This is a genomic window from Sphingomonas paucimobilis NBRC 13935 (genome assembly GCF_000739895.2).
Classification (GTDB): Bacteria; Pseudomonadota; Alphaproteobacteria; order Sphingomonadales; family Sphingomonadaceae; genus Sphingomonas; species Sphingomonas paucimobilis.
Map to the genome: position 1 here is coordinate 36,155 of NZ_BBJS01000018.1, position 23,588 is coordinate 59,742.

The 23,588-nt window shown below is 64.4% G+C and carries 30 protein-coding genes and 1 tRNA gene; 8 read left to right on the forward strand and 23 right to left on the reverse strand.

Annotated elements, in window-relative coordinates; genetic code table 11:
• Positions 1–34: 34 nt before the first annotated feature.
• From SP6_RS07715 to folK, 5 genes are all read right to left on the reverse strand, one after another.
• On the reverse strand, positions 35–754 hold the full coding sequence (locus tag SP6_RS07715; protein ID WP_050794127.1) for a TadE/TadG family type IV pilus assembly protein: 720 nt from the start codon (positions 752–754) through the stop codon (positions 35–37).
• Positions 755–807: 53 nt separating this feature from the next.
• Positions 808–1,404: a TadE/TadG family type IV pilus assembly protein gene (locus tag SP6_RS07720; RefSeq protein WP_037567784.1), complete on the reverse strand. Its 597-nt coding sequence runs from the start codon at positions 1,402–1,404 to the stop codon at positions 808–810.
• The gene (locus SP6_RS07725; RefSeq protein ID WP_050794128.1) at positions 1,401–2,996 is read right to left on the reverse strand and encodes a Tad domain-containing protein; all 1,596 of its coding nucleotides are present in this window, start codon (positions 2,994–2,996) and stop codon (positions 1,401–1,403) included. The genes SP6_RS07720 and SP6_RS07725 overlap by 4 nt, the downstream gene beginning before the upstream one ends.
• Positions 2,997–3,767: 771 nt before the next feature.
• Positions 3,768–3,843: transfer RNA gene (locus tag SP6_RS07730), tRNA-Lys, on the reverse strand.
• A 20-nt stretch (positions 3,844–3,863) separates the two neighbouring features.
• Positions 3,864–4,352 carry a 2-amino-4-hydroxy-6-hydroxymethyldihydropteridine diphosphokinase gene (gene folK, locus SP6_RS07735; RefSeq protein ID WP_007403901.1) on the reverse strand — a complete coding sequence of 163 codons (489 nt, stop codon included), beginning with the start codon at positions 4,350–4,352 and terminating at the stop codon, positions 3,864–3,866.
• A 22-nt stretch (positions 4,353–4,374) separates the two neighbouring features.
• On the opposite strand from folK, the gene SP6_RS07740 reads away from it, so the two are divergent.
• Entirely contained in the window at positions 4,375–5,046 is a 672-nt protein-coding gene (locus tag SP6_RS07740; RefSeq protein WP_007403762.1) for a uracil-DNA glycosylase, read from the forward strand.
• A 38-nt stretch (positions 5,047–5,084) separates the two neighbouring features.
• Here the strand turns inward: SP6_RS07740 and aguB are convergent, their stop codons facing one another.
• The 7 genes from aguB to SP6_RS07775 all read right to left on the reverse strand — a co-directional run bounded on the left by aguB (position 5,085) and on the right by SP6_RS07775 (position 11,865).
• On the reverse strand, positions 5,085–5,933 hold the full coding sequence (gene aguB / locus SP6_RS07745; protein ID WP_007403703.1) for an N-carbamoylputrescine amidase: 849 nt from the start codon (positions 5,931–5,933) through the stop codon (positions 5,085–5,087).
• Positions 5,934–5,966: 33 nt separating this feature from the next.
• The gene (locus tag SP6_RS07750; protein ID WP_007403859.1) at positions 5,967–6,977 is read right to left on the reverse strand and encodes a hypothetical protein; all 1,011 of its coding nucleotides are present in this window, start codon (positions 6,975–6,977) and stop codon (positions 5,967–5,969) included.
• 53 nt (positions 6,978–7,030) lie between these two features.
• Positions 7,031–7,471 carry a hypothetical protein gene (locus SP6_RS07755; RefSeq protein WP_007403877.1) on the reverse strand — a complete coding sequence of 147 codons (441 nt, stop codon included), beginning with the start codon at positions 7,469–7,471 and terminating at the stop codon, positions 7,031–7,033.
• A gap of 152 nt (positions 7,472–7,623) precedes the next feature.
• A complete protein-coding gene (locus tag SP6_RS07760; RefSeq protein ID WP_007403658.1) occupies positions 7,624–8,586 on the reverse strand; it encodes an agmatine deiminase family protein in 963 nt (320 codons plus the stop codon).
• Between the two features lie 29 nt (positions 8,587–8,615).
• Complete coding sequence (locus SP6_RS07765; protein WP_007403923.1) at positions 8,616–10,247, reverse strand: M28 family peptidase; 1,632 nt, start codon at positions 10,245–10,247, stop codon at positions 8,616–8,618.
• Positions 10,248–10,312: 65 nt separating this feature from the next.
• A complete protein-coding gene (locus SP6_RS07770; RefSeq protein ID WP_007403717.1) occupies positions 10,313–11,161 on the reverse strand; it encodes a Brp/Blh family beta-carotene 15,15'-dioxygenase in 849 nt (282 codons plus the stop codon).
• A complete protein-coding gene (locus SP6_RS07775) occupies positions 11,161–11,865 on the reverse strand; it encodes a bacteriorhodopsin (protein WP_007403936.1) in 705 nt (234 codons plus the stop codon). The genes SP6_RS07770 and SP6_RS07775 overlap by 1 nt, the downstream gene beginning before the upstream one ends.
• A gap of 246 nt (positions 11,866–12,111) precedes the next feature.
• On the opposite strand from SP6_RS07775, the gene SP6_RS07780 reads away from it, so the two are divergent.
• The gene (locus tag SP6_RS07780; RefSeq protein ID WP_007403896.1) at positions 12,112–12,489 is read left to right on the forward strand and encodes a lysozyme inhibitor LprI family protein; all 378 of its coding nucleotides are present in this window, start codon (positions 12,112–12,114) and stop codon (positions 12,487–12,489) included.
• 106 nt (positions 12,490–12,595) lie between these two features.
• Here SP6_RS07780 and rpsD read toward each other — a convergent pair whose 3' ends face one another.
• Positions 12,596–13,210 carry a 30S ribosomal protein S4 gene (gene rpsD / locus SP6_RS07785; protein WP_037567791.1) on the reverse strand — a complete coding sequence of 205 codons (615 nt, stop codon included), beginning with the start codon at positions 13,208–13,210 and terminating at the stop codon, positions 12,596–12,598.
• Positions 13,211–13,370: 160 nt separating this feature from the next.
• Complete coding sequence (locus SP6_RS07790; RefSeq protein ID WP_007403815.1) at positions 13,371–13,595, reverse strand: hypothetical protein; 225 nt, start codon at positions 13,593–13,595, stop codon at positions 13,371–13,373.
• A gap of 100 nt (positions 13,596–13,695) precedes the next feature.
• Here SP6_RS07790 and SP6_RS07795 point away from each other — a divergent pair, with 100 nt between their 5' ends.
• A complete protein-coding gene (locus tag SP6_RS07795) occupies positions 13,696–14,001 on the forward strand; it encodes a chorismate mutase (RefSeq protein ID WP_007403778.1) in 306 nt (101 codons plus the stop codon).
• A gap of 12 nt (positions 14,002–14,013) precedes the next feature.
• Here SP6_RS07795 and SP6_RS07800 read toward each other — a convergent pair whose 3' ends face one another.
• From SP6_RS07800 to rpiB, 7 genes are all read right to left on the reverse strand, one after another.
• Complete coding sequence (locus SP6_RS07800) at positions 14,014–14,253, reverse strand: hypothetical protein (RefSeq protein ID WP_037567794.1); 240 nt, start codon at positions 14,251–14,253, stop codon at positions 14,014–14,016.
• A 76-nt stretch (positions 14,254–14,329) separates the two neighbouring features.
• Positions 14,330–15,061, reverse strand: coding sequence for an RNA methyltransferase (locus tag SP6_RS07805; RefSeq protein WP_007403643.1), 732 nt, complete (start codon positions 15,059–15,061; stop codon positions 14,330–14,332).
• A gap of 92 nt (positions 15,062–15,153) precedes the next feature.
• Positions 15,154–15,387 (reverse strand): GIY-YIG nuclease family protein, encoded by a 234-nt coding sequence (locus tag SP6_RS21690; RefSeq protein ID WP_325065529.1) that lies wholly within the window; start codon positions 15,385–15,387, stop codon positions 15,154–15,156.
• Between the two features lie 180 nt (positions 15,388–15,567).
• Entirely contained in the window at positions 15,568–16,035 is a 468-nt protein-coding gene (gene nrdR / locus SP6_RS07815; RefSeq protein WP_007403678.1) for a transcriptional regulator NrdR, read from the reverse strand.
• Positions 16,036–16,227: a hypothetical protein gene (locus SP6_RS07820; protein ID WP_007403767.1), complete on the reverse strand. Its 192-nt coding sequence runs from the start codon at positions 16,225–16,227 to the stop codon at positions 16,036–16,038.
• A 17-nt stretch (positions 16,228–16,244) separates the two neighbouring features.
• Positions 16,245–17,537, reverse strand: coding sequence for a serine hydroxymethyltransferase (glyA, locus tag SP6_RS07825; protein WP_007403641.1), 1,293 nt, complete (start codon positions 17,535–17,537; stop codon positions 16,245–16,247).
• A gap of 23 nt (positions 17,538–17,560) precedes the next feature.
• Positions 17,561–18,004, reverse strand: coding sequence for a ribose 5-phosphate isomerase B (gene rpiB / locus SP6_RS07830; protein ID WP_007403770.1), 444 nt, complete (start codon positions 18,002–18,004; stop codon positions 17,561–17,563).
• A gap of 118 nt (positions 18,005–18,122) precedes the next feature.
• Here rpiB and SP6_RS07835 point away from each other — a divergent pair, with 118 nt between their 5' ends.
• Together SP6_RS07835 and SP6_RS07840 are read left to right on the forward strand one after the other, a co-directional pair.
• Positions 18,123–18,572: a hypothetical protein gene (locus tag SP6_RS07835; protein ID WP_037567796.1), complete on the forward strand. Its 450-nt coding sequence runs from the start codon at positions 18,123–18,125 to the stop codon at positions 18,570–18,572.
• 44 nt (positions 18,573–18,616) lie between these two features.
• Positions 18,617–19,165 carry a Uma2 family endonuclease gene (locus tag SP6_RS07840; RefSeq protein ID WP_007403856.1) on the forward strand — a complete coding sequence of 183 codons (549 nt, stop codon included), beginning with the start codon at positions 18,617–18,619 and terminating at the stop codon, positions 19,163–19,165.
• Positions 19,166–19,320: 155 nt separating this feature from the next.
• Here the strand turns inward: SP6_RS07840 and hemA are convergent, their stop codons facing one another.
• Entirely contained in the window at positions 19,321–20,562 is a 1,242-nt protein-coding gene (gene hemA / locus SP6_RS07845; RefSeq protein ID WP_037567798.1) for a 5-aminolevulinate synthase, read from the reverse strand.
• A gap of 236 nt (positions 20,563–20,798) precedes the next feature.
• Positions 20,799–21,596 carry a glutamate racemase gene (gene murI, locus SP6_RS07850; RefSeq protein WP_037567800.1) on the reverse strand — a complete coding sequence of 266 codons (798 nt, stop codon included), beginning with the start codon at positions 21,594–21,596 and terminating at the stop codon, positions 20,799–20,801.
• 102 nt (positions 21,597–21,698) lie between these two features.
• On the opposite strand from murI, the gene plsY reads away from it, so the two are divergent.
• Genes plsY through SP6_RS21225 form a run of 3 tightly spaced genes read left to right on the forward strand, consistent with a single transcriptional unit; the run spans position 21,699 to position 23,499 of the window.
• Complete coding sequence (plsY, locus tag SP6_RS07855) at positions 21,699–22,304, forward strand: glycerol-3-phosphate 1-O-acyltransferase PlsY (protein WP_007403833.1); 606 nt, start codon at positions 21,699–21,701, stop codon at positions 22,302–22,304.
• The gene (dprA, locus tag SP6_RS07860) at positions 22,301–23,380 is read left to right on the forward strand and encodes a DNA-processing protein DprA (RefSeq protein WP_007403937.1); all 1,080 of its coding nucleotides are present in this window, start codon (positions 22,301–22,303) and stop codon (positions 23,378–23,380) included. The genes plsY and dprA overlap by 4 nt, the downstream gene beginning before the upstream one ends.
• On the forward strand, positions 23,377–23,499 hold the full coding sequence (locus SP6_RS21225; RefSeq protein ID WP_007403808.1) for a GNAT family N-acetyltransferase: 123 nt from the start codon (positions 23,377–23,379) through the stop codon (positions 23,497–23,499). The genes dprA and SP6_RS21225 overlap by 4 nt, the downstream gene beginning before the upstream one ends.
• Positions 23,500–23,588: the final 89 nt, after the last annotated feature.

Sequence of the window (23,588 nt, forward strand, 5' to 3'; positions counted from 1 at the left end):
TACCTGGATATGCCAGGGCAGCGGCATTGCGCCTTTATGCCGTCGGAACCGCCGCATCATAAATCTGGCAATCGGCGCGTTTGGCCCCGGTCAGATTTCCATCGTTGTGCAGAGAAAAAGCGTTTCGTTCCCTGACGTTAAAGGCAACGACGCGCTTGATCCTGAGGCTGCGGATTGCGGATGTGATCAAGTTGACCGGCACGATCGGTTGGTAATCGTAGACGACCTCGGCCACCATTACGGCCGTGCCTCCTTGAGCCGCAATCTGGTTCCCGGCCTTACCGACGCCGTCGATGATCGAAGCGGTTTCGACAGCGCCGTGGTCGTCATTCGTCTTGTCGTCCAAATTGGTGATTGGAGCACCGGCATCGTTTGTGGGAACACCTAGCGATGATGGGACCGAAAGTGCACCGGCACAGCGCTGCCACCGAAACCATTGGCGGTATCCGTTGGGATTGCTGGCGGATACCGACCCTTTACCCCCTGCCCCGGTAGTCGTAGTGCGCTGCTCAAGATCAGAAAGGATGATCCGGCCCTTGCTGGCCAGAGAGAGCGGCTCTCCCATCTTCATGGCCCCGATCATGATTTCCGTGACATCGGCCTCGTCGATCGTGGTGCGGATCCGACCAGCATTATCGGCGACAGCCATCGCAATCTGCGAAACCCGCAAATTCGCTATCACGTAATTGCCGATTTCTACCCCGCCGAGGCCAAGGAGAAGGATCACCGGTGCCGCGAGTGCGAATTCGATCATCGCAACGCCTCGCCGGTCATGCGTTACACTCTCCAGCCCCTTTGTAAGACGCATTATTGGCATACGATCACCGGCTCGGTCTGCGAGGCATAGGGCTGGTTTTTCAACATCGTCGTGGCGGTCAGCTTGGTAACCGCGCTCCCTCCGATCAAACGGCTCATCGGCACGATCTCGGGATAGGTCACCGTCGCGGTGTACAGCACCACGTCGTCGGAACCACCTGTGCCCGCGCGTGCGCTATCAGCGTCCCAAACGCCGTTTCCGTTGATGTCGAGAAAACAATCCCCGACATTATACTTTCCCACCGGTTGGGTATCAGTGGTGATCGGCTCAGGCTTGGAGACTTGCTGAAATTTGCCATAGCTGGTGGGGACAATGACGACATCGGCATCCCGTGAGATCGCCTTGACGCTATCAGTCACCATGGCCGTCAACTGGGCCGCCGTCGTACCGGTACCTATCGTAACCCGTCGGGCCGCGCGGTCCAAAGCATCCTGCAATTGTGTGGCGACATATTGGCGGTAGCCTAGGTCAAACAAGCCACACATGATCGCAATCGTGGGCAGTGAAAGCAGGGCGAACTCGACGGCCGACGCGCCGCGGCGATCTCCACCGATACGGCACAGCTTTTCTATCCACCGCGCCTTCATTGGGTCAGCCTCAATGCGCCAATATTTTTGCCGATTTCGACGAAGCGCGCCATCAGCGCCGCCTGGTTTGACGAAGTGGATGCCTGACTGGGCGTACTCGCGCAGTTGGTGAGCGACGCGTCGAGTGTGGTGGCGAAGCCCAATACCCAGATGGAATATCCCATGGACTTGGCCTTTGAGCAAAGCAGGTTGAAGCGCTGCTTATGGCGTGCGAGTTGATCATCCTGATTCGAATATGCCCCGCCAGGTGTGGCCCGAGCATCGAGCTGTTCGACGCCATAGGACGAATAAAGACGGGAATAACCTGTCTCAAAAAGCCCGTCCGTCATGAAGATGATGTATTTCTTGACGGGCATCATGTTGTACTTTTCGGGATTGTTACCCCCAAAAATCCCACCAGACGATGCCCAGCGCGCGCCCCACATCATCCCATTGTCGTGATAGGTGCCTCCATCCGGGGTGAGGGTGTTGAGATATTTCTTCAGATCATCCCGGCTCCATCCCTGCATTGATGCGGCTGGTGACGGGCACGCAAACTGTGGTTTGTAAGGATCGTTTTTGTAAATCTCCACCTGATAGCTGGCATATTCGACTTCCGGCCAATAGGGCTTCCACTTTGTCGCGTCATTGGTTGGTATCAAATCAATGTCGAGATCGGTGGCGCCGGGCGGAATGGCCGTATCGTTGGAGCTCACGCGGGCCGTCTGGCGCTCTTCGACGCAGCCAGCCCAGGTAACTTTGTTGGCACTGCTTCGGGTTGGGGTCACGCCATTGTACGCCGCGGTGCCAACAAGTTCCGCCACATCGACGCTCGCACCCGATACGTATTTCGAGGTATCGAAAGCACGAGGAAGATATCGAAAATAGGTGCAAATGCCGCTCCCGAAATCATAGCTGCCGGAACGATACCCGCAACTCCAGGAAGTCATGTTTTCGGTTACGACCTGCCGGGATTGATAAGTCCATGAACCAGACAGCATGTAATTGGGATTGGCGGCCCGGATTGCCGCGCCGATATTCACCGCGCTGGCATAGGGAACAACACCATAACGAAGGCGCATCCCGGAAGCGGCCAACTGGTTCTGAACCGGTGCCAACTGATCATATAATGCTAGCACGGCTGAACGCAGCGCCTCGATCTTGGTCTGGGAGTCGCTGGACGTCGCCTTGTCCCGCATCGAGCCGGTCGTATCCAGCACGAAGACAATGTCCGTGTTCACGAAATCTTGAGACGCGTTGCAGCTGACGCTCACCGGCAGCTCGTCGGAGCCGAATATCCGCATCAGCGACGTCGGAACCGTCGTGGCGGCGTTGATGACGACGGTCGTCTTCGACGTCGTGGCGCTAGAGATGGAAGGCGTGAACGGCTTCGATCCGAACATGCCCTGTTGAAAGTTAAAGTTGAAGAATTTGGTCGCTTCGGCCCTCACCCCGTCATCGACGATACCGTTCGTCATGGCACGCCGGCCGGCAAGGACAGCGGCATCGCAGGCGATCTGCATCTGCTTGCGCGTCACATATCGTGTACCGAGATCAATGCCCGATCCCACCAGAGCCACGAGCGGGATGAGGAAAAGCGCCCATAGCATCATGACATTGCCGCGTCGGTCGACAGCAAGCCGGGCTATAGGCCCTGCCCCCTTAGAACGTGATGGATGACGTAGTAGACGCGTCCTATGGCACGAAAATCGGCGACTCATGTGGCTGTTTTATAAGCATAATGTAAAGAGCAGGTTTATCAGGAAAAGAGACGTTAGCGGATCCTCCGCTTACCGGGTGACGGCGAACATCTGTCGCAGCATGGATATCCCTGTATCGTTCGGGCCGCGCCGGAAGCCCCATTAGGTCCCGAACAACGCTCGTAAGGCAGTCGGCTATTTGCTCGACCGGCGCATCGGCTTTCGGCATGGCGAGCACTCGGGGCGCATATATGTCGTACTCGTCCGCCGCCTCTTTGAAGCCCCGTGCGCTGATGGGGTCCCAAGCACAGGGCGGAGCGACTCGGACCATTCATAAGCTGGTATCGTCGCTCATCACGCGATCCTACGATCTATGCCGGAAGTGGGGCACGCGCTGCCCTTGGCATTTCATGCGGCCTTTCACGCAACCGGCGCCACAACATGCCAGATAGAGCCCGGCGGAATCGGCGAGCTTGTAATCCTTCTCGGCCCCTTGTGCTTTTCGGCACTGCCTATCGGTCAGCGGTACGATGCCCCACTTTGAATTTCAGCGCCCCCAGTCGTGCCCCCATGGGGCGTGACATACGTGGGCACGAGGTGAGACACCCCGCGACACGTTCGCACCTGAAATTCTGTGGTTTAGCAAGGGCGTGAGACACGCTGCGACGCCCTGAAACAACCCCGTGGTGGGTCCGCCGGGACTCGAACCCGGGACCTCTCGATTAAAAGTCGCTTGCTCTACCAACTGAGCTACGGACCCTCCATCGGGGTGGAAGCGACCTAGGGGCGTGGACGCCTGCGGTCAACACCATGTCGCATATGAGATATGCGACGGCCGTCACGCGGATCGCGCCAGTCTGCGGCGATCTGTGCCAGCGGATGCAGGACGAAGGCCCGGTCGGCATAGGCGATATGCGGCACGATCAGCTCCGGCGAGCGCCATTTCCCGCCCGACCAGAGGATGATGTCGAGGTCGATCACCCGCGCGCCCCAGCGTTGCCCGCGACGCCGGCCGAAGCGCCGCTCGATGCCCTTCAGTTCGGCCAGCATCTCCGACGGGGTTAGCGCGCTTTCGACCAGGGCGGCGGCATTGGCGAAAGCTCGAATCGACGGCCCGACCGGCGCGGTGGTCAGGATCGGCGAAACCGCCGTCACCGTACCGATCGTGACCTCCATGGCCGCAAGCGCCGCGCGGACCTCGGCATGCGGCCCGCCATGGCGTCCCGGACGGTTGGAACCCAGCGCGATGGCATAGCTTGTCGTCGTCATGTCCCCCGACTACCCGAGCGCGATGCCCGACGCATCCTTTCCCGCCATCCCGGCACCCCTCGCCCCGATCCAGCCACCGCGCGACTGTCCGCTCTGCCCCCGACTGGTCGAGGTCCGCCATGCGGTCGCGGCGGAATATCCCACTTGGTGGAACGCCCCCGTTTATCCATTCGGCGATGGCGAAGCCTGGCTGGCGGTGGTCGGCCTTGCGCCCGGCAAGCATGGCGCGCATCGCACGGGCCGACCCTTTACCGGCGATGGCGCGGGGCCGCTGCTCTATGGCACGCTCGCCAAGTTCGGACTGGCCGAGGGGCAGTTTGATGCGCGGATCGATGATGGCCTGACGCTGACCGGCGCGGTGATCCTGAACGCGGTCAAATGCCTGCCGCCGGAGAACAAGCCGACGCCCGACGAAATCCGCACCTGTCGTTCGTTTCTGGAACAAGAGCTGGCGGCGCTGCCCCGGTTGAAGGTGGTCGTCGCGCTGGGCCAGATCGCGCACCAGTCGGTGGTCAAGGCGCTGGGCGGCCGCCTGCCCAAGGCACGGTTCGCGCATCTCGCCGAACACCGGATGCCGGGCGGCCCGGTGGTGCTCGATAGCTATCACTGCTCGCGCTACAACCAGAATACCGGCCGCCTGACGCCCGAGATGTTCGAGGCGGTGTTTGCGCGGGCCGTGGCACTGCGGGGATGATCCCATTCCTCCCAAGCTTGGCTCGGGGAGGAGCAGCTTCAGATATCCTGCACCAGCCGGCCGTACAGTTCCGGCCGACGGTCGCGGAAGAAGCCGAAGGCGGCGCGGTGGCGCTTGACCCGGTCGAGGTCGAGCGTCGCGACGATCACGCCCTCTTCCTCGCGGTCCAGCTCGGCCAGGATGTCGCCGCGCTCGTCGCAAATGAAGCTGGTGCCGTAGAAGGTCTGGCCATGTTCGCAGCCGACGCGGTTGGCCGCGACGATCGGCACCACGTTGGACACGGCATGGCCGAGCATCGCGCGCCGCCACAGCCGCGCGGTGTCGAGGCTGTCGTCATGCGGCTCGCTGCCGATCGCCGTGGGGTAGAACAGGATCTCGGCGCCCATCAGCATCATCGCGCGCGCCGTCTCGGGATACCATTGGTCCCAGCATATGCCGACGCCCAGCTTGGTCGCGGGGCCGTCCCACACCTTGAACCCGGTATTGCCGGGGCGGAAATAGAATTTCTCCTCATAGCCCGGACCGTCCGGAATATGGCTCTTGCGATAGACGCCCGCGACCTGGCCGTCCGGGTTGATCATCGCCAGCGAGTTGTAATGATGCGGCCCGTCCGCCTCGAAGAAGCTGGTCGGAATATGGACCTTCAGCTCGGACGCCAGCGCCTGCATCGCCAACACCGCCTTATGCTCGGCGGTCGGCTTGGCGTTGCTGAACAGTCCCTCGTCCTCGACGCGGCAGAAATATTCGCCCTCGAACAATTCGGGCGGCAGGATCACCTGCGCGCCCCGGGCGGCCGCCTCACGGACGAGGCGCGAGACCTCGGCGATGTTGCGGTCGATATCGGCGGTGAAGGCCAGTTGCAGCGCGGCGACGGTGATCTGGGTCATGGCCCCGCCCTTTAATGGCTCGCACGCGGCGCGTCACCCCGCTTCCGCGTCCAGCCGGGCTTGCAGGGCGTCGAGAAAGGGCCCCGGCTCATCGAGCCGAAACGCCACCGCGCGGACCGGAATGCGCCGCCGCCACAACCGCGGCGGCAGGGGCGTGGACAGGCGGAGCAATATATTGGGCCAGGCGAGCAGCGCGATGTTCCAGCTGTCGGGCGCGCGCACCGTCTCGCCATCGGGATGCGCGGTCACGCCAGCGATCGCGTCATAGGGAATGGTCCGATCGACCAGGAACCCGGCGCGCAGCCGCACGCCCGTCGCGGTCAGCAGGACCGGCGCCAGCCGCAGCGACTTGATGAGCCCGATCAGATAGAGGAGCGACACGTCGCTGACGACGGACAGGATCAGCGCCACCGTCCGGCTCCAATGCGCGACGAGCAGATGGGTGACCCCGATCTCGATGCAGGACAGGATCAGCAACGCGATCATCATCGGCTGGAGATGCCGGTGATAGGCAAAGCCCCGCGTGTCCGCCGGGATATCGGGCGCCGCACCCCAGCGGAACAGCGCCAGATGAAGCAACCGGATTTCGCCCAGTGCCAGCCGTACCAGCGGCCGGGGCATGATCTCGGCGAAGAGAAGGAGCCAGCGATCCGGCTCGGCCGGATTCCACTGCCGAATGCGCGCCGTAACCCGCCACAGCCCCCAGCCGCCATGCAGGGCGATCGCCACGGCCGGTACAGCGATGGCCCATGGCATGGCAAGCAGCGCCGCTCGAACGGGAGGTGGCGACAGGCTGAGCACCGCCATGCCGGCCGAAGCCATGGCGGCGATCCCCGCTCGCCAGCCGGGGCGACGCGTGCGTCCCAATAGCCCCAGCATCATCGCGTCCGAGGCGATCCACAGGAATAGCAAAGCCGCCACCCGCGGATGGGCGGCGGCGATCGGCAAGCGAAGCAGCGCGGCGGCCATGGCAATGACCAGCGGCGGTGCGATCGCCGCCATGCGCGAACGATCGACATAGCGGGCGGATCGAACGGCGGTCACGGCGACTCCCCTGCTTTGCGGCTTGGCCATGCTAGACCGCGCCGCGCCGCCCGTCACGCCGATTGGGCTGGGATCGCCGCCGGATCGGACAGGATATGGCGCAGGGCCACGGGGTAGAAATGCTTCATTTTCTGGTCGCACAATGCCACCAGACGGCGGTTGAGCTGCCGCGTCACGATGACATAGTCGTTCCACCGCTCCTCGATCGCCCGTGCGGTCCACACGCCGATATGTTCGGAATAGGCCAGGCGCAGATTGCGGGTTTCGATGACGATCGCTTCGCACCCGGCGATGCTGGCCATCAACCGCCGTTCGCGCAGTGGGGTCAGAAGCACCTCATCCTCGGTCTTGAGATGCTTGGCAACGACCCGCGCGATCTGCATCCGTGCCGCCCCGACAACCGATGCGACTTCGGCATAAGGCTTGTCGAACAAGATCAGCAGGGCATCCACCGCTTCGGCGATCTCGTCATGCTGACCTCGGAGCAGCTCCATCGTAACTTTCAAGGCGCGCCCCCGATCCCAGAATGGTGATCGGCCCTATTATGCAGGTTTCGGTTTATGGCGGGTAAAGGCCCGTCCCCGAGCGGACGTAAAAAAGCCCGCGCTTCGCCGGGGAAGCGCGGGCTTTGGATCAGTGGCAGCGATCAGGCCGGAATCTGCTGCGAAATACAGTGAAAGCTGCCGCCGCCGGTCAGGATCGCATCGGCGCGCAGGCCCACCACCTGACGATCGGGGAAGATCGCCTGGATCGCCGCGACGCCGGCCTCGTCATTGTCGGTGCCATAGATGGGCACGACCACCGCCGCATTGCCGATATAGAAGTTCATATAGCTGGCCGGCACGATCTCTTCATCGCGCAGGACGCGGCCCGGCGACGGGATCGTCACCACGTCCAACCCGGCCGCCTTGGCGGTGCGCTGGGCGGCGGCATAGACCTGCCAATTGGGGTCGTTCTCCGCCGCCTCGGGGATCGCGACGCGGTTCGGCCCGACGAAGCGCGCCAGATTGTCGACATGGCCGTCGGTATGATCGTTCAGCAGCCCGTCGCCCAGCCAGACCACGCGGGTCAGCCCCAAATCCTCGGCCAGCCGCTGCTCGATCGTGGCTTCGTCCAGCTCGGGGTTGCGGTTGGGGTTGAGCAGGCACTGGCGCGTGGTCACGACCAGACCGGTGCCGTCGCCATCGATCGCGCCCCCTTCCAGCACCCAGTCGCATGCCGTGGCGGCGAGGCCGCGATCCTCGGCCAGCCGCCCGCCGACCGTGTCGTCGCCAGGCAGATCGTATTTCCCGCCCCAGCCGTTGAACTGGAACAGCCGGGCCGAGCCGTCGCCGGTGACGATCGGCCCGGTATCGCGCAGCCAGATGTCGCCGAACGGCTGTACCACCACGTCCGCCACATTGCCCGCCATGGCGCGCGCCGCATCCGCCGCCTCGCCATCGGCGGCGACCAGGATCACCCGTTCGCCCCGGCCATCGGCATGAACCGCACGCGCAAAGGCCAACACCTCCTCACGCGCAGGCTCCAGATCCTCTTCCCATAATTCGGGATGGCTGGGGAAACCGATCCAGACGGCGGCATGGGGCGCCCATTCGGCGGGCGGGGGCATGGTCCGGGAAGACGTGGTGGAGGGCGTCGTCACTGGGCGTTCTTCCTGCTCTTGTCTCGAATGCCGCGAAATTCGGCGGTGGGATACCAATTGGGCCACAGGCCCGGCCGGTCGGCCAGCGTCCTGCCAAGTTGGTAATAGACGGTCAAATCCTCCAAGGCACCCGTCCAATCCCAGCGGGGATCATATTCGTCCGCCGGCTTGTGATAGCGATGCGCGACATAATCGTCGCTAGCCGCCTTGCCCGCCGCCTTGCCGCCAACGACCTTGTCCTCACCCGATCCGCCATCGAGCATCGGCACCCCCAGCTTGGCGAAGGAGAAATGGTCCGAGCGGTAATAGCCGCCACGCTCGGGATTGGCCTCCTCGCCGATATAGCGGCCTTGCGCCTTTACGAAGGGCACGGCCAGATCCTCGATCTCGGACTTGCCCTTGCCGACCAGCACGAAGTCCTTGGATCGGCCCGAGATGTTCAGCCCGTCCATGTTCACCCCGCCGACCGTGCGCGCGAGCGGGAAGACCGGATGCTGCGCATAAAAGCCCGAGCCCAGCAGCCCGCTTTCCTCCGCCGTCACCGCCAGGAACGCGATCGAGCGCTTGGCCGGCCCCGCCTTGGCTTGCGCCTCGGCCAGCGCGACCAGCCCGGCGATCCCGCTCGCATTGTCGAGCGCGCCGTTGCAGATATCGTCGCCGTCCACCGCATCGCAGCGGCCCAGATGGTCCCAATGCGCCGAATAGAGGACATAGTCATCGGGCTCGGCCGTGCCGGGCAGGACGCCGATGACGTTCTTCGATGCCTGACGCCGAATCGCGTTGCCGAAGCCGCCCGACAGGGTCAGCCCCAGCGGCACCGCCTTGAACCCCTTGGTCTGCGCCGCCCTGGTCAGGGTGGCCAGGTCACGCCCCGCCGCCGTCAGGATGCGCTCGGCGACCGGCTGCTGAATCCAGCCGATGACCTGGCTCTGGTCGGCATGATCGCCGGGCTCGTCCAGTTCGAGCTGCGGTCCGGTCCAGGAGGATTGCACCACCGCCCAGGGGTAAGCGGCCGGCTCGGTCTGATGCACGATTAGCGCGGCGGCGGCACCGTGCTTGGCGGCGTTCTCGAACTTGTACGGCCAGCGGCCATACCAGGTCATCGCCCGCCCCTCGAACGGCCCCTCGCGTCCCATGGTCTGCCAATCGGGATCGTTGACCAGGATCACCACCGTCTTGCCGCGCACATCGACCCCGGCATAATCGTCCCAGCCCTTTTCGGGCGCGGTGATGCCGTATCCGACGAATACCATCTCGCTGTTGTTCAGATCGATCTTGGGCGTCACGCGATAGGTGCCGACGACCATATCGCGGCGATAGTCGAGCGAAATGGGGGCGCCCTTGCCCGCCACGGTGAAGGGGCGGACGTCGGTGGCGGTGATCTCGACCATCGGCACGTCCTGGGTCCAACTACCCTTGTTGCCCGGCTTCAACCCGGCCTTTTGAAAGCGCTCGATGATGTAGGCGACGGTCTTGTCCTCCGCCGGCGTGGTCGGCGCGCGGCCTTCATATTCATCCGAGGACAGGACCTGTGTGACGGTCTTCAGCGTCTCGACCGAGATGTCGGGCTTGTCCTGCGCGATCGCGGTGCCGGAGAGCAGGAGGGACAATAGGACCAGACGGCGCATGACGATTTCCCCTTGTGTTTGGGGATGTTGTGCCCGGCCGATAGGTGAGGAGCAATAGCAAGCCGTCAGGACGACAGCGTGACCCGGCCCTTGCCCATCGTCATGGTGCAGAACCGCATCCGTCCCTCAAACCAAGGCGTCACGAGCAAATGGGGCATGGCCAATGCCGCGATGCCGGCGAAAAGCGCCCGGATGCCGGTGCCTTCCCGATAGAAAAAAAGCGCGCCGACCGATGCGGCGATGATGATCGCCGCCAAAAGAATGGGCGCGACCGCTCTGACATAGGCGCGGTAGCTCGCGCAGCCGATCTCCGCACGCCGTATATCGGTCTGCGGCAGCGCATGAAGTACGAGAAAGCCGACGGAGAAGCCGACCAAGGGCGGCAGGATCAGCAGGGCGCCTGTGCCGATCAACAGGTGTCCGTCGCGACGTTGAAGGGCCAATGCCAGAACGAAGGCCGCTGCAACACCTCCCATGATACTCGCCATGGAAAGGGCCAGAGGCGCAATCTCGTTACCCGCCGCAAAGGAAAGGATGATCCCATAGCCCTGCTGGTGCAGAACGGCCGGGGTCGTCACCAGAAAGAGGCCCCGCGCCACGCGCTCCCACAACGAGCCGTCCGGCGCGTCCTCCACCCCGAAATGGATGGCCGACGCGATCAGGAACAGCGGCAGTGCAACCTGCGGATAGCCCGTCCACCAGGCCAGACAGATCAGGGATATTGCTGCGTAGAGTATCAGGAATAATGGTCGACGACGTGGTTCGACGATTGCCAGGTCGCTGGCTCCGTGCGCCATGCCGACGACGCCGATCGCCAGGATCGCGAAGCCCAGCTGGATCAGGAGCGACCCAAAGGAGGCGGCCAGCGCCGCCCCCGTCAAGATGGTCCAGCCGATCGCCGGGGTTCGATTCATCAGAAGCGATCGTCGTGACGCACGTCATGATGCCGCAGCGCCGTCTCCAGATTGGCGGCCGCATAAAAGGCGTAAACGACCTTTGCCAGCACATCCATGATCAGGATCGCCCAAACCGACGTCGGATCGCTGATGATCTTCAGCCCTTCCGGCCCGATCAGGAACACGATCGGATACAGGAACCAAATGACCGTCAGGAATGCGACATTCTTTTGATACGCGGTTCCCAACGCTTCGCCCCGTTCGACGGCCATGGCCCGCAACGGTACCCACAGCAGATAGAGCACGCCCAGAAAAGCGGCGCACGACCAGAGATACCACACCCATTTCAGCGCCGGTACAACGGCCAGCGACGAGATCAGGCCGGTCACGATCATCAGAACGTCGAGGACAATGATGGCCGTGAGATACCCGCCAACCTCTCCGGTCCGGCCACGCTCATGAAAAGCCAGCAACACCAAGCTGGCCAGAAGGATCGGTGTCGTCACCGACCAATCCGCATAGCGCGCAAGATACGTCACCGATCCGTTGAAGTTGACGAGCGTCCCGATGCCGAATGTCATGGCCAGATAAGCAGTGGCCGCGATGAACGGAACGGCCGCATGCAACAAGGTATGATGCAGGGCCGGTGATGTCTTGCTGCCCTTCGCATAGATGGCCAGCGAGGCCAAAGACATGATCGTGAAGCCGATCAGGAATGCCATCCAATCCATCTGTAACCCTCCTGTTCCGGGGCGACAGGTGGCCGACCCACATCCCTCAACAGCGAGTAAGGCTTGTCGATCCCGTATGACAGAAATGTTAGAATTTGGCCGTCTTCATCCTGCGCTCAGGATTGGAGTATCCGTCTTGGCCGATCCCATGATCTCGATCCGCAACTGTTGCGACGACAAATGGTTGACGCCTGTACCGGTCAATGAAAGCTTTCGGCCGGATAAAAGGAGGGACATATGAAACTGGTCGCCGCCATGTCTGCAATGGCCATCGTTGGAATGGGCGCGCCGGCTGTCGCGCAAATCTCGCCAAATATTTCCGCCGCCTATACCAATTGCATGGACCGTGCGGGCAGCAACACGGTGCAGAGCGGCGTCTGTACGCAGCGTGAGGCGGCGGTGCAGGACGATCGGCTGAACAAGGCCTATCAGCAGGTCATGCGGCAACTGGCATCGCGCCCGGCGGCTAAGACAGCCTTGCGCGACCAGCAGCGCCGCTGGATTCGGGAACGCGACTATAGTTGCAAGATCAATGGCGACACGATCGATACGGGCTGCATCGTCACCAAGACGGCGTTGCGCGCCGACGAGCTGGAACGTCAGGTCCGCTTCTGAACCGGATGCGCGATACCGGCTCTTCGGCATTCCCGCTTTCCCCCGCAACGAAAAAGGGCGGCCCCATCGGGACCGCCCTTTTTCGTAATTCGGTAGGACCGAAAACTTAGCGCGAATAGAATTCGACGACCAGGTTCGGTTCCATCTTCACCGGATAGGGCACCTCGTCCAGCGTCGGCACGCGGGTCAGGGCGACCTTGGTGTTGCCGTCGGCGGTGACGTAATCGGGCACTTCACGCTCGGCGAGCTGCTGCGCCTCGAGGACCAGCGCCATTTCGGCGGCCTTCGAGCCCAGCGAGATCTCGTCGCCGACGAAGCAGCGACGCGACGCGACGTTGCACTTCACGCCGTTGACGCGGATGTGGCCATGGCTGACCAGCTGGCGCGCGGCGAAGATGGTCGGCGCGAACTTGGCGCGGTACACGATCATGTCCAAGCGCTGCTCGAGCAGGCCGATCAGGTTCTGCGAGGTGTCGCCCTTCATGCGGGCGGCTTCCTGGTAGCAGGCCTTGAACTGCTTCTCGGTCACGTCGCCATAATAGCCCTTCAGCTTCTGCTTGGCGCGCAGCTGCAGACCGAAGTCCGACATCTTGCCCTTGCGACGCTGACCGTGCTGGCCGGGGCCATATTCACGCTTGTTGACGGGGCTCTTGGGGCGGCCCCAGATGTTCTCGCCCATACGGCGATCGAGCTTGTACTTCGCGCTCTGACGCTTCGACATCTTGTATTCCTTGGCAATTACGAACGACGTTGGTCCCGGTATCGCACCATGCCCGTCTTTGAGGGACAAGCGCAGGCCCACCGCTTCACCGGGATGCGGGGGCAATCGCGAAGCGGCGCGCCTAGCGGAGGCGCGCGCCGGAGTCAAGCGAAGCGGTGGGTCAGCGGCCGCCGGCGGTGTTCAGCTTGGTCGTGGCATTCTCCACGTCGTTGCGGGCGTTGGCCGCGATCTCGTCCCATTCCGCCTGGGTCTTGCAGATGCGCTTGGCGCCCAGGCGCGAGCCGGTGGTTTCCTGCACCCGGCAGATCTTCTTTTCCTTGGCGGGCACCGGGGTCGGTTCGGTCTGTTGGCCGGCAAGCGCCAGCAGCATGAGCGTGGTCAGCATCGTCCTATCTCCCATTGGAACGAGCCGATATGCTATCCCGACGCCGGCCATCCGCCAAGCCGGGCTGGACAGCGCGAACACCACCCGGCAGAGCCCAGTCATGACTCAGATTCTTGCCGGCCCCGATTGCACGACCATGGCGGAGGTCCGCGCGGGCGTGGACCAGCTCGACCGCGAACTGGTGGCGATGCTCGCCCGACGCTTCGCCTATATGGACGCCGCCGCCCGCATCAAGCCGACGCGGGACCGGGTGCGCGACGAGGACCGCAAGGCCCAAGTGATCGAACAGGCACGCGCCGAGGCCCAGCGGCTGGGTGTGCCGGAGACGGTAGTCGTGGAGATGTGGGAAACGCTGGTCGAGGGGTCGATCGCCTATGAACTGGCGGCGTTCGACCGTCGGGACTAGCGCGGTCGCCGGTTATTCGCCGGTCAGCGACACCGCATTTCCCTGGGGCACGCCGGTGTTGGCCGCGACGACGCTGCGCGCCGCCCCCTGGTTCACCTCGGCCGTCCGCCGCCATTGCGCCGCGGTCAGACACGTCTTACGCGACTTCAGGAACGAGCCGGTTTCATGGATGGTCTTGCAGATCACCTTTTCCTTCGGCGCGGTTTCTGCGGGAACCGAAGAAATCTGCAAGGCGACAAGTAGAAGCAGCATGAACACCCCCCCGTGCGTGATGGATCGTCTGACAGATCCGGCGACTAGAGTATCACGAAGACACCAGCGGGCAAGATCACCGCTCGCGCGGACGGGCCAAAGTGGACAACACACCACGCAGGGTCCGCACCTCCTGGCTCGACCAGCCGGGCTTGGTCAGCAGCGTACGTAGCGTGCGCTTGGTCGCGGGGGTGCGATCGGGCGGAAAGAAATAGCCTGCACCGTCGAGCATCTCCTCCAACTGGCCGATCATCCCGTCCAGTTCGAACTGCGGCGCAACGGGGGGCAGTTCGGTTTCGGGCGGCTGGGCGAGATCGACGCCCTTCGACCATTCGTACGCGATCAGGATCACTGCCTGCGCTAGGTTCAGGCTGCCGAATTCCGGATTGATCGGCACCGTCACGATCTTGCGCGCGATGGCGACATCGTCGGTCTCTAGGCCCGAGCGTTCGGGGCCGAACAGAAAGGCCGCGCGGCCAACGGTATCGGCATGGATTTCGCGTGCGGCCTCTTCCGGGGTCACGACCGGCTTGGTGACGCCGCGCTTACGCACCGTCGTGGCATAGACCTGCGCGCAATCGGCCACCGCATCGGCGACGCTCTCATAAACCTTGGCCTGTTCCAGCACGATGTCCGCGCCCGAGGCGGCGGGGCCGGCCTGCGGGTTGGGCCAGCCGTCGCGTGGGGTGACGAGTCGCATCTCGACCAGCCCGAAATTGAGCATGGCGCGCGCGGCCTTGCCGATATTCTCGCCGAGCTGCGGGCGGACCAGGACGATGACGGGGGGCTGGGATGGGGGCTGAGACAAAATTCAATCTTCCGTTCGCCCCGAGCAAAGTCGAAGGGCACGTTCCGCGCGCGGTATCGCGGCTTCTTTAAGGCGCGTCCAGTCCGATGCGATCAGGGCCTGTTTCTTGACGCGGGACCAGCCTTTGATCTGGCGTTCTGCGGATAGGGGTTCGTGACGGGGGGGGGGAAGTCCTGCGACCACGTGAGCGTGACCGGGCGGCGGGTCTGGGTGTAGCAGGGGATTTCGCCGGACTGGTGCTGGGCAATGCGGTGTTCGAGGTTTTCGGTGTGGCCGGTGTAGAAGCTGCCGTCCGAGCAACGGAGGATGTAGCAATAGAAGGCCATTCACTTTCCTCGAAAGCGAGCACCGCAAGGCTATCGTTTTCGGGATTTGGAGCAAAGGGATTCCCTTGGGCTTCGACTTTGCTCAGCCTGAACGGCTGTTTGTATAGTACGGAGTACCCCGACTTCCGTTCAGGCTGAGCGAAGTCGAAGCCTACGCCCCGCCCCCACCACGAGCCTAACTCACTCCCCCTTCGGCGCCACTTCCTCGACCGTCCCCGCGAACGCCTCGAAATCCTTCGCCTCGCCAAACTCCCGGTACACGCTCGCGAAGCGGATATAAGCGACCGAATCGAGCCGCTTCAGCCCCTCCATCACCATCTCGCCGATCCGCTTGGACGACACCTCGCCCTCGCCGCTCGTCTCCAGCTGACGCTGGATGCCGGAGACGAGCTTTTCCACTCGCATCGGGTCGATCGGGCGCTTGCGGGTCGCGATGGAAATGGACCGGAGTAATTTCTCGCGGTCGAACGGCTCGCGCCGCTCCTCGCTCTTCAGCACGAACAATTCGCGCAACTGAATGCGCTCGAACGTGGTGAAGCGCGCGCCGCAGCCCTCGCATTGGCGGCGGCGGCGGATAGCCGCCCCATCTTCGGTGGGGCGGCTATCCTTTACTTGACTGTCTTCATGGCCACAAAAGGGGCAGCGCATTCAGGCCTTCTTCTTTGCCTTGAAATAGGCGTAGCCGGCACCCGCCGCCGCGCCGAAGATCGGGCCAACGAACGGCACCGGGATGGCGACGACCGCGCCCAGCGCGCCCCACTTGGCCATGCTCTTGCCAAGGCCCGGGGTCGACTTGATGTCGCCATGCACCTCGGAAATCTTCTGGTCCAACTTGGCCATTCGAAACGTCCTTATCCCTAATAGATCGGAAAGCGTGCGCAAAGCTCACGCACACGGGTCCGAACGTTTGCTTCGACTTCGGGGTCCCCATGCTCGCCCTTGGCCTTCAGACCGTCGAGCACGTCGGCGACCATATGGCCGATCTGCTCGAACTCGGCAGTGCCGAAACCGCGGGTCGTGCCGGCCGGCGAGCCGACGCGGATGCCGCTGGTCTTCATCGGGGGCAGCGGGTCATTGGGGATGCCGTTCTTGTTGCAGGTGATGCCGGCGCGCTCCAAGGCCTCATCGGCATCGCGGCCGGTGATGCCCAACGGGGTCAGGTCGACCAGCGCCAGATGCGTGTCGGTGCCGCCCGCGACCAGGTTCGCACCGCGCGCCTTGAGCGTGGCGGCCAGGGTCCGCGCATTCTCCACCACGGCGGCGATATAGGTCTTGAAGTCGGGCTGGAGCGCCTCACCGAACGCGACCGCCTTGGCGGCGATGACGTGCATCAGCGGACCACCCTGCAGGCCGGGGAAGACCGCCGAGTTGATCTTCTTCGCGATCGCCTCGTCATCGGTCATGATCATGCCGCCGCGGGGCCCGCGTAGCGTCTTGTGCGTGGTGGTGGTCACGACATGCGCATGACCGAACGGGGTCGGGTGCAGCCCGCCCGCGACGATCCCAGCGAAGTGCGCCATGTCGACCATGAAGAAGGCGCCGACCTCGTCCGCGATGGCGCGGAACTTGGCGAAGTCGATGACGCGCGGATAGGCCGATCCGCCCGCGATGATGATCTTGGGCTGGCTTTCGCGCGCCAGCTTGGCCACCTGGTCATAGTCGATCAGATGCGTCTCGGGGTCGACGCCGTACTGGACCGCATTGAACCACTTGCCCGACAACGCTGCCTTGGCGCCGTGCGTCAGATGGCCGCCGGCGTCGAGCGACAGGCCCATCACCGTATCGCCGGGCTTGGCCAGCGCCAGCATCACCGCGCCATTGGCCTGCGCCCCCGAGTGCGGCTGGACATTGGCAAAGCCGCAGCCGAAAATCTGCTTGGCGCGGTCGATCGCAAGCTGCTCGACCTCGTCCGACGGCGCACAGCCTTGATAGTAGCGCTTGCCCGGATAGCCTTCGGCGTACTTGTTAGTGAAGACAGACCCTTGCGCTTCCATCACCGCCTTGGAGACGATGTTCTCGGATGCGATCAGCTCGATCTGGGTCTGTTCGCGCTCCAGCTCATGCGAAACGCCCGCGAAGACGGCCGGATCGGCATCGGCCAGGGTGCGGGTGAAGAAGCCGGCGGGCTGGACTTGGTTGAGCGTGCTCATGGGGGCGCGGTTTCCTTGGCTTATCAATTCTGGGCGGGCGCGGTGGACAGCATGTCGACGCGCCGCTGATGACGTCCGCCCTCGAACGGGGTGGACAGGAAGGCTTGGAGGCAGGCCTTGGCCATTTCCTCGCCGATGACGCGCGCGCCCATGGCGATGGCGTTGGCGTCGTTATGCTGGCGGGCGAGCGCCGCCGAAAGCGGCTCGGAGACCAGCGCGCAACGGCAGGCGGGATTGCGGTTGGCAGCGATCGAAATGCCGATGCCCGACCCGCACAGGGCCACGCCGCGCTCGGCACGACCATCGGCCAGTGCATCACCGACGGCGCGGCCGAAATCGGGATAATCGACGCTCGCCGTGCCATCGGTGCCGAGGTCCAGCACCTCATGCCCCTCCCCGCGCAGCCAGTCCGCCAGCACGGTCTTCAACGAGACGGCGGCATGATCGGATGCGATCGCGATGCGCATGGAACGGGCGCTCCTGAAGGGGGTAGGAATGGAATGGGTGCGCCTTTACGCGCGCGCATGGGCTATGGCTACCCCTTGTGGAGGGAACGGGTGGCCGATCTGGTCGGTTCTGCGCGGCATGAAGCGCATCCTGATCCTGTCCGCCCTGATTTCCTTGGCCGCCTGCTCGCGTGAGACGCCGGAAGAGGTCCGGAACGCCGCCGCACCCGTGACGAACACCCCCGGTCCGGCTGCCACGGCCGGCCCTGCCGGCGACGGCACGACCTTCATCGGCGTGCCGAAGGAAAAGGCGCCCGATTATGTCGGCCGCTGGATCGGGGTGGAGGGCATGTACCTCACCATCAAACACGCCGCGACGCCGGGTCGCTATCGCTTGGAGATGCAATGGGACCTCGACCACAAGGGCGAGTTCCGGGGCGAGCAGGTCGGCGATACCATCGTGTTCGAGCGGAACGGTGTGCGCGAGACGCTGCGCCCGACCCATGGCGATGCGACGGGATTGAAGTATCTGGCGGGCAAGACCCAGTGCCTGACGGTGAAGCCGGGCGAGGGCTATTGCAAGGCGTGAGGCGCGGCTAGGCTCGCCGGGGCCGTCATGATAGGATCGCCACCGTGAACCAACTGGCCCGCCTGTCCCCCGACACCCGCGCGCGCTTCACCAGCGCGGAGTTCTTGCGCATGGTCGAAAGTGGCGCGTTCGAGGACATGACGGTCGAACTGATCGACGGGGAGCTGGAACGGATGAACCCGCCGATGGGTGGCCATGCCAAGGCGCAGACGAACATTCTGGTCCGGCTGACATCGGTCATGCCGATGAATCGAGTCTTGGGCGAGGTCGGCATCGTCCTTGACGATTCGACCGTGGTGGCGTGTGATGCGGCCCTGCTCCACGCCCCCGTCGCCGAGGATCGTTTCCTTACACCGGCCGACCTGTTGCTTGTCGTCGAGATTGCCCAAACGACACAAAGCCGCGATCTGGGGCTCAAGCGCATGCTCTATGCGCGGGCGGGTATCGCCACCTACTGGGCGATCGACGGCATGCGCCGCGTCGTCCATGTTTATGCCGATCCGGTGGAGGGCGAATATAGCAGCGTCCACACGGTCCGATTTGGCGAAGCCTTGGCAGTGCCGGGCAGCGACGCCACGATCACGCTAGACTGAGCGCTTCGCCCTTCTGGAAAATGAGACCGCCCTGGCGAAGGCCGGGGTCCAGCTTCCACCAAGCCTGAGAAGCGCAAGACGACAAGGCCGAAGACGATAATTCAGCGAAACTGGGCCCCGGCCCTGGCCGGGTGGAAGGGAAGTGTGGCCAGGCCTTACGCCGCCATCTTCAGGTCCAGCCGCTCCCAGATCTCGACCAATGCCGCGACCAGTTCCGCCATCATCGCCTCGTCATGCGCCGGACCCGGCGTGAAGCGCAGCCGCTCGGTGCCGCGCGGGACGGTCGGGTAATTGATCGGCTGCACGTACACGCCATATTCGGCGAGCAGGATGTCGCTGATCTTCTTGGCCTTGACCGGATCGCCGACCATCACCGGCACGATATGCGTCTCGCCCAGCATGACGGGCAGCCCCGCCTCGCGCATCATCGCCTTCAGCTTGGCGGCGGCGGCCTGCTGGCCCTCGCGCTCGACCGAGCTTTGCTTCAGGTGGCGCACGCTCGCCAGCACGCCCGCGACCAGCACCGGCGACAGCGAGGTGGTGAAAATGAACCCCGGCGCATAGGACCGGATCACGTCGACGATCATCCGGTCGGCCGCGATATAGCCGCCCATCACCCCGAACGCCTTGCCCAGCGTCCCCTCGATCACGGTCAGCCGGTGGGCGACGCCGTCGCGCTCCGAAATGCCGCCGCCGCGCGCGCCGTACATGCCGACCGCGTGCACCTCATCGAGATAGGTCAGCGCGTTATATTTGTCGGCCAGATCACAGATCGCCGCGATCGGCGCGACATCGCCCTCCATCGAATAGACGCTCTCGAACGCGATCAGCTTGGGCACCGCCGGATCGGCCGCCGCCAGCAGCTCCTCCAGATGCGCGAGGTCATTGTGGCGGAAGACCTGCTTCTCGCATCCCGAATTGCGGATGCCGGCGATCATCGAGGCATGGTTGAGTTCGTCGGAAAAGATCACGCAGCCGGGCAGGATCTTGGCCAGCGTCGCCAGCGTCGCCTCGTTGGAGACATAGCCGCTGGTGAAGAGGAGCGCCGCTTCCTTGCCGTGCAGATCGGCCAGCTCGCCCTCGAGATCGACATGATAATGCGTGTTGCCACCGATATTACGCGTGCCGCCCGAGCCCGCGCCGACGTCATGGAGCGCTTCCTCCATCGCGGCGATGACCTTGGGATGCTGCCCCATCGCCAGATAGTCGTTGGAGCACCAGACCGTGATCGGCTTGGGTCCGTTATGCCCCGCAAAACAGCGGGCATTGGGGAACATGCCCTTGTTGCGCAGGATGTCGATGAAGACGCGGTAACGTCCCTCGGCGTGCAGGCGGTCGATCGCCTGGGTGAAGACGCGGGAATAATCCACGCGCGCGTCCGTACCGTCGATGCTCATGGGATGAAGATGTAGGACGAACCGGCGAATGAATCGAGTCGAGAACTACACTGACTGTGATCGATCATGGTGGACATATTGTCCCACGGATCGATCGGTTCCTGATGCGGGTGGTTCGCAGGGGCGGTGCAGACCAACCTCCGTTCAGCCTGAGCGCAGTCGAAGGCCACGGGATTTGCTGGCCGCAAGGGTTTCCCTCGGGCTTCGCTTTCGCTCACCCTGACCGGATTTGGGAGCTATAGCGCCTCGATCCGCGTGAAACCCCGCAACGCCAATCCTGGTCGCAACGCCGCTTCCCGCTCGCCGAGATGGGTGAATACCGCCACCCCCTCGCCCCGATCGGCGGGCCAGTCCTGCCCTTGCGTCAGAAACGCGATCCGCCGCGCGATTCCCGGCCCGCCATCGACGAAGCGCACCGGATGGGGCGCCGCCGCGGCCAACTCCGCCTCGACCAGCGGGAAATGGGTGCAGGCATTGACGATCACGTCGATCGCCTCTCCGCCCTCCTGCCCGAATAGCCCGTCCAGCACCGCCGTGAAGGATTCGGACGACAGCGTCTCGCCCCGCAGCTTCGCCTCGGCGAGTTCGACCAGCGCCGCCGAACCATGGCGGATCACCCGGCAGTCGCTGGCAAAACGCGCGGCCAGATCATCGACATAGGCCTGTCGCACCGTCGCGCGGGTGCCGAGCACGCCGATCGTCCGCGTCTCGCTCATCAGCGCGGCGGGCTTGATCGCAGGGACAGTTCCGACCACCGGCAGGTCGAGCGCCGCGCGCACCGCAGGCAGCGCGATGGTCGAGGCGGTGTTGCAGGCGATCACGATCAGGCGCGGGCGATAGCGCTCGGCCAACCGCCCGAGCAGCGCCGGCACCCGCCCGGCAATCTCCGCCTCGCTCTTCTCGCCATAGGGAAAACCCGCGCTGTCCGCGACATAGACGAACGGTGCGGTCGGCAGTGCCATGCGCGCAGGGCCCGCGATCGACAGCCCGCCGACGCCGGAATCGAAGAACAGGATAGGACGCGGATCGCTCATCGCCGCCTCATAAGCGGCGGGCGCGGTCGAAACCAGAGCGTCTCCTATTGGACAGGCCAGCATCGATGTTCTATGTCTGTCCCGGAGCACAGGGGAAGACTATTGCCGACCGAAATCATCTGGGGGCCGCCGACCTGGGCCTTGCTGATCGGCTATCTGCTGGGGTCGATTCCCTTCGGCATCATCCTGACGCAGGCGGCGGGCGCAGGCGACCTTCGCAGCATCGGATCGGGCAATATTGGCGCGACCAATGTGCTGCGCACCGGCCGCAAGGGGCTGGCCGCCGCGACGTTGCTGCTCGACCTGCTGAAGGGCGTCGCCGCCGTTCTGCTGGTGCGCCACTGGCTGCCGGGTGAGGAAGCCTTGGCGGCGGCCGCCGCCTTTATCGGCCACTGCTACCCCATCTGGCTGAAGTTTCGCGGTGGCAAGGGCGTCGCCACGCTGATGGGCGTGGTGGTCGCGCTCTACTGGCCATTGGGTCTGGTCTATGCGGTGGTGTGGCTGGGGCTGCTCGCCACCATCCGCATCTCGGCGGTGGCGGGAATGACCGCCGCGATCAGCGCCCCGCTCGCCGCCGCCGTGCTCGGGCGGTTCGACCTGGTGCTGCTGCTGATCGCGCTGGCGCTGATCGTCATCTGGAAGCATGGCGCGAACATCGATCGGCTGCTCGCCGGGACCGAACCCCGTATCGGCCGCAAAAAGCCGTGACCCCGGCGCGGTTCGCGCGGCTGCGGCTGTTGCGGACGCATGGCATCGGCCCTGTCACCTGGCGCCAGCTGATGGCACGATTCGGTGAGGCGGAGGTGGCGCTGGAAGCGCTGCCCAGCCTGGCACGGCGCGGCGGCGGCGAAGCGCCTCGTCCCGCCGATACCGCCATGATCGCCCGCGAGATCGAGACGGTCGAGCGGCTGGGCGCCCGGCATGTTCTGCTGGACGACGCCGATTATCCCGCGCTCCTCGCCGAACTCGACACCGCCCCGCCCGCGCTGATCATACGCGGCGACATCGGCTTGGCGCAACGCGGCGGGGTGGCGCTGGTCGGTGCCCGCAACGCCTCGGCGGCGTCCTGCCGTTTCGCGCGTGGGCTGGCGCAGGATCTGGCGGCACACGCCATGCCGGTCACCTCGGGGCTGGCGCGCGGGATCGACACGGCGGCGCATATCGGCGCGCTGGAAGGCGGGACGATCGGCGTCATCGCCAGCGGTATCGACATCGCCTTTCCGCCCGAAAATGCGCGGTTGCAGGAAGAGGTGGCGACCCGCGGCCTGCTGATCGCCGAACAGCCGCCGGGGACGCAGCCGCTCGCGCGCCACTTCCCCTCACGCAACCGGATCATCGCCGGGCTGGCGCAAGGGACGGTCGTGGTCGAGGCGGCACCGCGATCCGGCTCGCTCATCACCGCGCGATTGGCGGGCGAGGCGGGACGCGAGGTGATGGCGGTGCCCGGCCACCCCGCCGACCCGCGCGCGCAGGGCTGCAACATGCTGATCCGCGAGGGCGCGACCTTGATTCAGTCGGCGGGCGATATCCTGGAACAAATCCGCCCCATCGACCCGCGCATGGTCCGTGCGCCGGGCAGCGCCTACACACCGCCGCCGCCCGACGAGGCTAACGATGCCGATCGCCGCCGGGTGACCGATCTTCTGGGCCCGGTGGCGGTCACGGTCGACGAACTCATCCGCCAGAGCGGACGTCCGCCCGCCATCGTCCAGACGGTCCTGCTGGAGCTGGAACTGGCCGGACGACTGGAGCGCCACGCCGGCGGCCGGGTGGCGCTGGCGTGATCCAGACCGAGCGCCTGACGCTACGGCCCTATGATGTCGGTGATTACGAGGCCTATGCCGCGATGGTCGCCGATCCGGTCGTGGTCCGCCATGCCGGCGCGCCGATGACCGGCGAGTAAGCCTGGATGCGGCCGCTGCGCTATATTGATCGGTGTTCGGCCATGGCCTGTTCGCGGTGTGGGACACGGCCAGCGGCGCGTATCGCTGG

Bases quoted from the DNA above. Each gene is read 5' to 3' on its own strand.
- SP6_RS07715 (WP_050794127.1), bottom strand. From the start codon at position 754: ATGATCGAATTCGCACTCGCGGCACCGGTGATCCTTCTCCTTGGCCTC.
- SP6_RS07720 (WP_037567784.1), bottom strand. From the start codon at position 1,404: ATGAAGGCGCGGTGGATAGAAAAGCTGTGCCGTATCGGTGGAGATCGC.
- SP6_RS07725 (WP_050794128.1), bottom strand. From the start codon at position 2,996: ATGATGCTATGGGCGCTTTTCCTCATCCCGCTCGTGGCTCTGGTGGGA.
- folK (WP_007403901.1), bottom strand. From the start codon at position 4,352: ATGACGACGACAAGCTATGCCATCGCGCTGGGTTCCAACCGTCCGGGA.
- SP6_RS07740 (WP_007403762.1), top strand. From the start codon at position 4,375: ATGCCCGACGCATCCTTTCCCGCCATCCCGGCACCCCTCGCCCCGATC.
- aguB (WP_007403703.1), bottom strand. From the start codon at position 5,933: ATGACCCAGATCACCGTCGCCGCGCTGCAACTGGCCTTCACCGCCGAT.
- SP6_RS07755 (WP_007403877.1), bottom strand. From the start codon at position 7,471: ATGGAGCTGCTCCGAGGTCAGCATGACGAGATCGCCGAAGCGGTGGAT.
- SP6_RS07760 (WP_007403658.1), bottom strand. From the start codon at position 8,586: ATGCCCCCGCCCGCCGAATGGGCGCCCCATGCCGCCGTCTGGATCGGT.
- SP6_RS07765 (WP_007403923.1), bottom strand. From the start codon at position 10,247: ATGCGCCGTCTGGTCCTATTGTCCCTCCTGCTCTCCGGCACCGCGATC.
- SP6_RS07770 (WP_007403717.1), bottom strand. From the start codon at position 11,161: ATGAATCGAACCCCGGCGATCGGCTGGACCATCTTGACGGGGGCGGCG.
- SP6_RS07775 (WP_007403936.1), bottom strand. From the start codon at position 11,865: ATGGCATTCCTGATCGGCTTCACGATCATGTCTTTGGCCTCGCTGGCC.
- SP6_RS07780 (WP_007403896.1), top strand. From the start codon at position 12,112: ATGAAACTGGTCGCCGCCATGTCTGCAATGGCCATCGTTGGAATGGGC.
- rpsD (WP_037567791.1), bottom strand. From the start codon at position 13,210: ATGTCGAAGCGTCAGAGCGCGAAGTACAAGCTCGATCGCCGTATGGGC.
- SP6_RS07790 (WP_007403815.1), bottom strand. From the start codon at position 13,595: ATGCTGACCACGCTCATGCTGCTGGCGCTTGCCGGCCAACAGACCGAA.
- SP6_RS07795 (WP_007403778.1), top strand. From the start codon at position 13,696: ATGACTCAGATTCTTGCCGGCCCCGATTGCACGACCATGGCGGAGGTC.
- SP6_RS07800 (WP_037567794.1), bottom strand. From the start codon at position 14,253: ATGCTGCTTCTACTTGTCGCCTTGCAGATTTCTTCGGTTCCCGCAGAA.
- SP6_RS21690 (WP_325065529.1), bottom strand. From the start codon at position 15,387: ATGGCCTTCTATTGCTACATCCTCCGTTGCTCGGACGGCAGCTTCTAC.
- nrdR (WP_007403678.1), bottom strand. From the start codon at position 16,035: ATGCGCTGCCCCTTTTGTGGCCATGAAGACAGTCAAGTAAAGGATAGC.
- SP6_RS07820 (WP_007403767.1), bottom strand. From the start codon at position 16,227: ATGGCCAAGTTGGACCAGAAGATTTCCGAGGTGCATGGCGACATCAAG.
- glyA (WP_007403641.1), bottom strand. From the start codon at position 17,537: ATGAGCACGCTCAACCAAGTCCAGCCCGCCGGCTTCTTCACCCGCACC.
- rpiB (WP_007403770.1), bottom strand. From the start codon at position 18,004: ATGCGCATCGCGATCGCATCCGATCATGCCGCCGTCTCGTTGAAGACC.
- SP6_RS07835 (WP_037567796.1), top strand. From the start codon at position 18,123: ATGAAGCGCATCCTGATCCTGTCCGCCCTGATTTCCTTGGCCGCCTGC.
- hemA (WP_037567798.1), bottom strand. From the start codon at position 20,562: ATGAGCATCGACGGTACGGACGCGCGCGTGGATTATTCCCGCGTCTTC.
- murI (WP_037567800.1), bottom strand. From the start codon at position 21,596: ATGAGCGATCCGCGTCCTATCCTGTTCTTCGATTCCGGCGTCGGCGGG.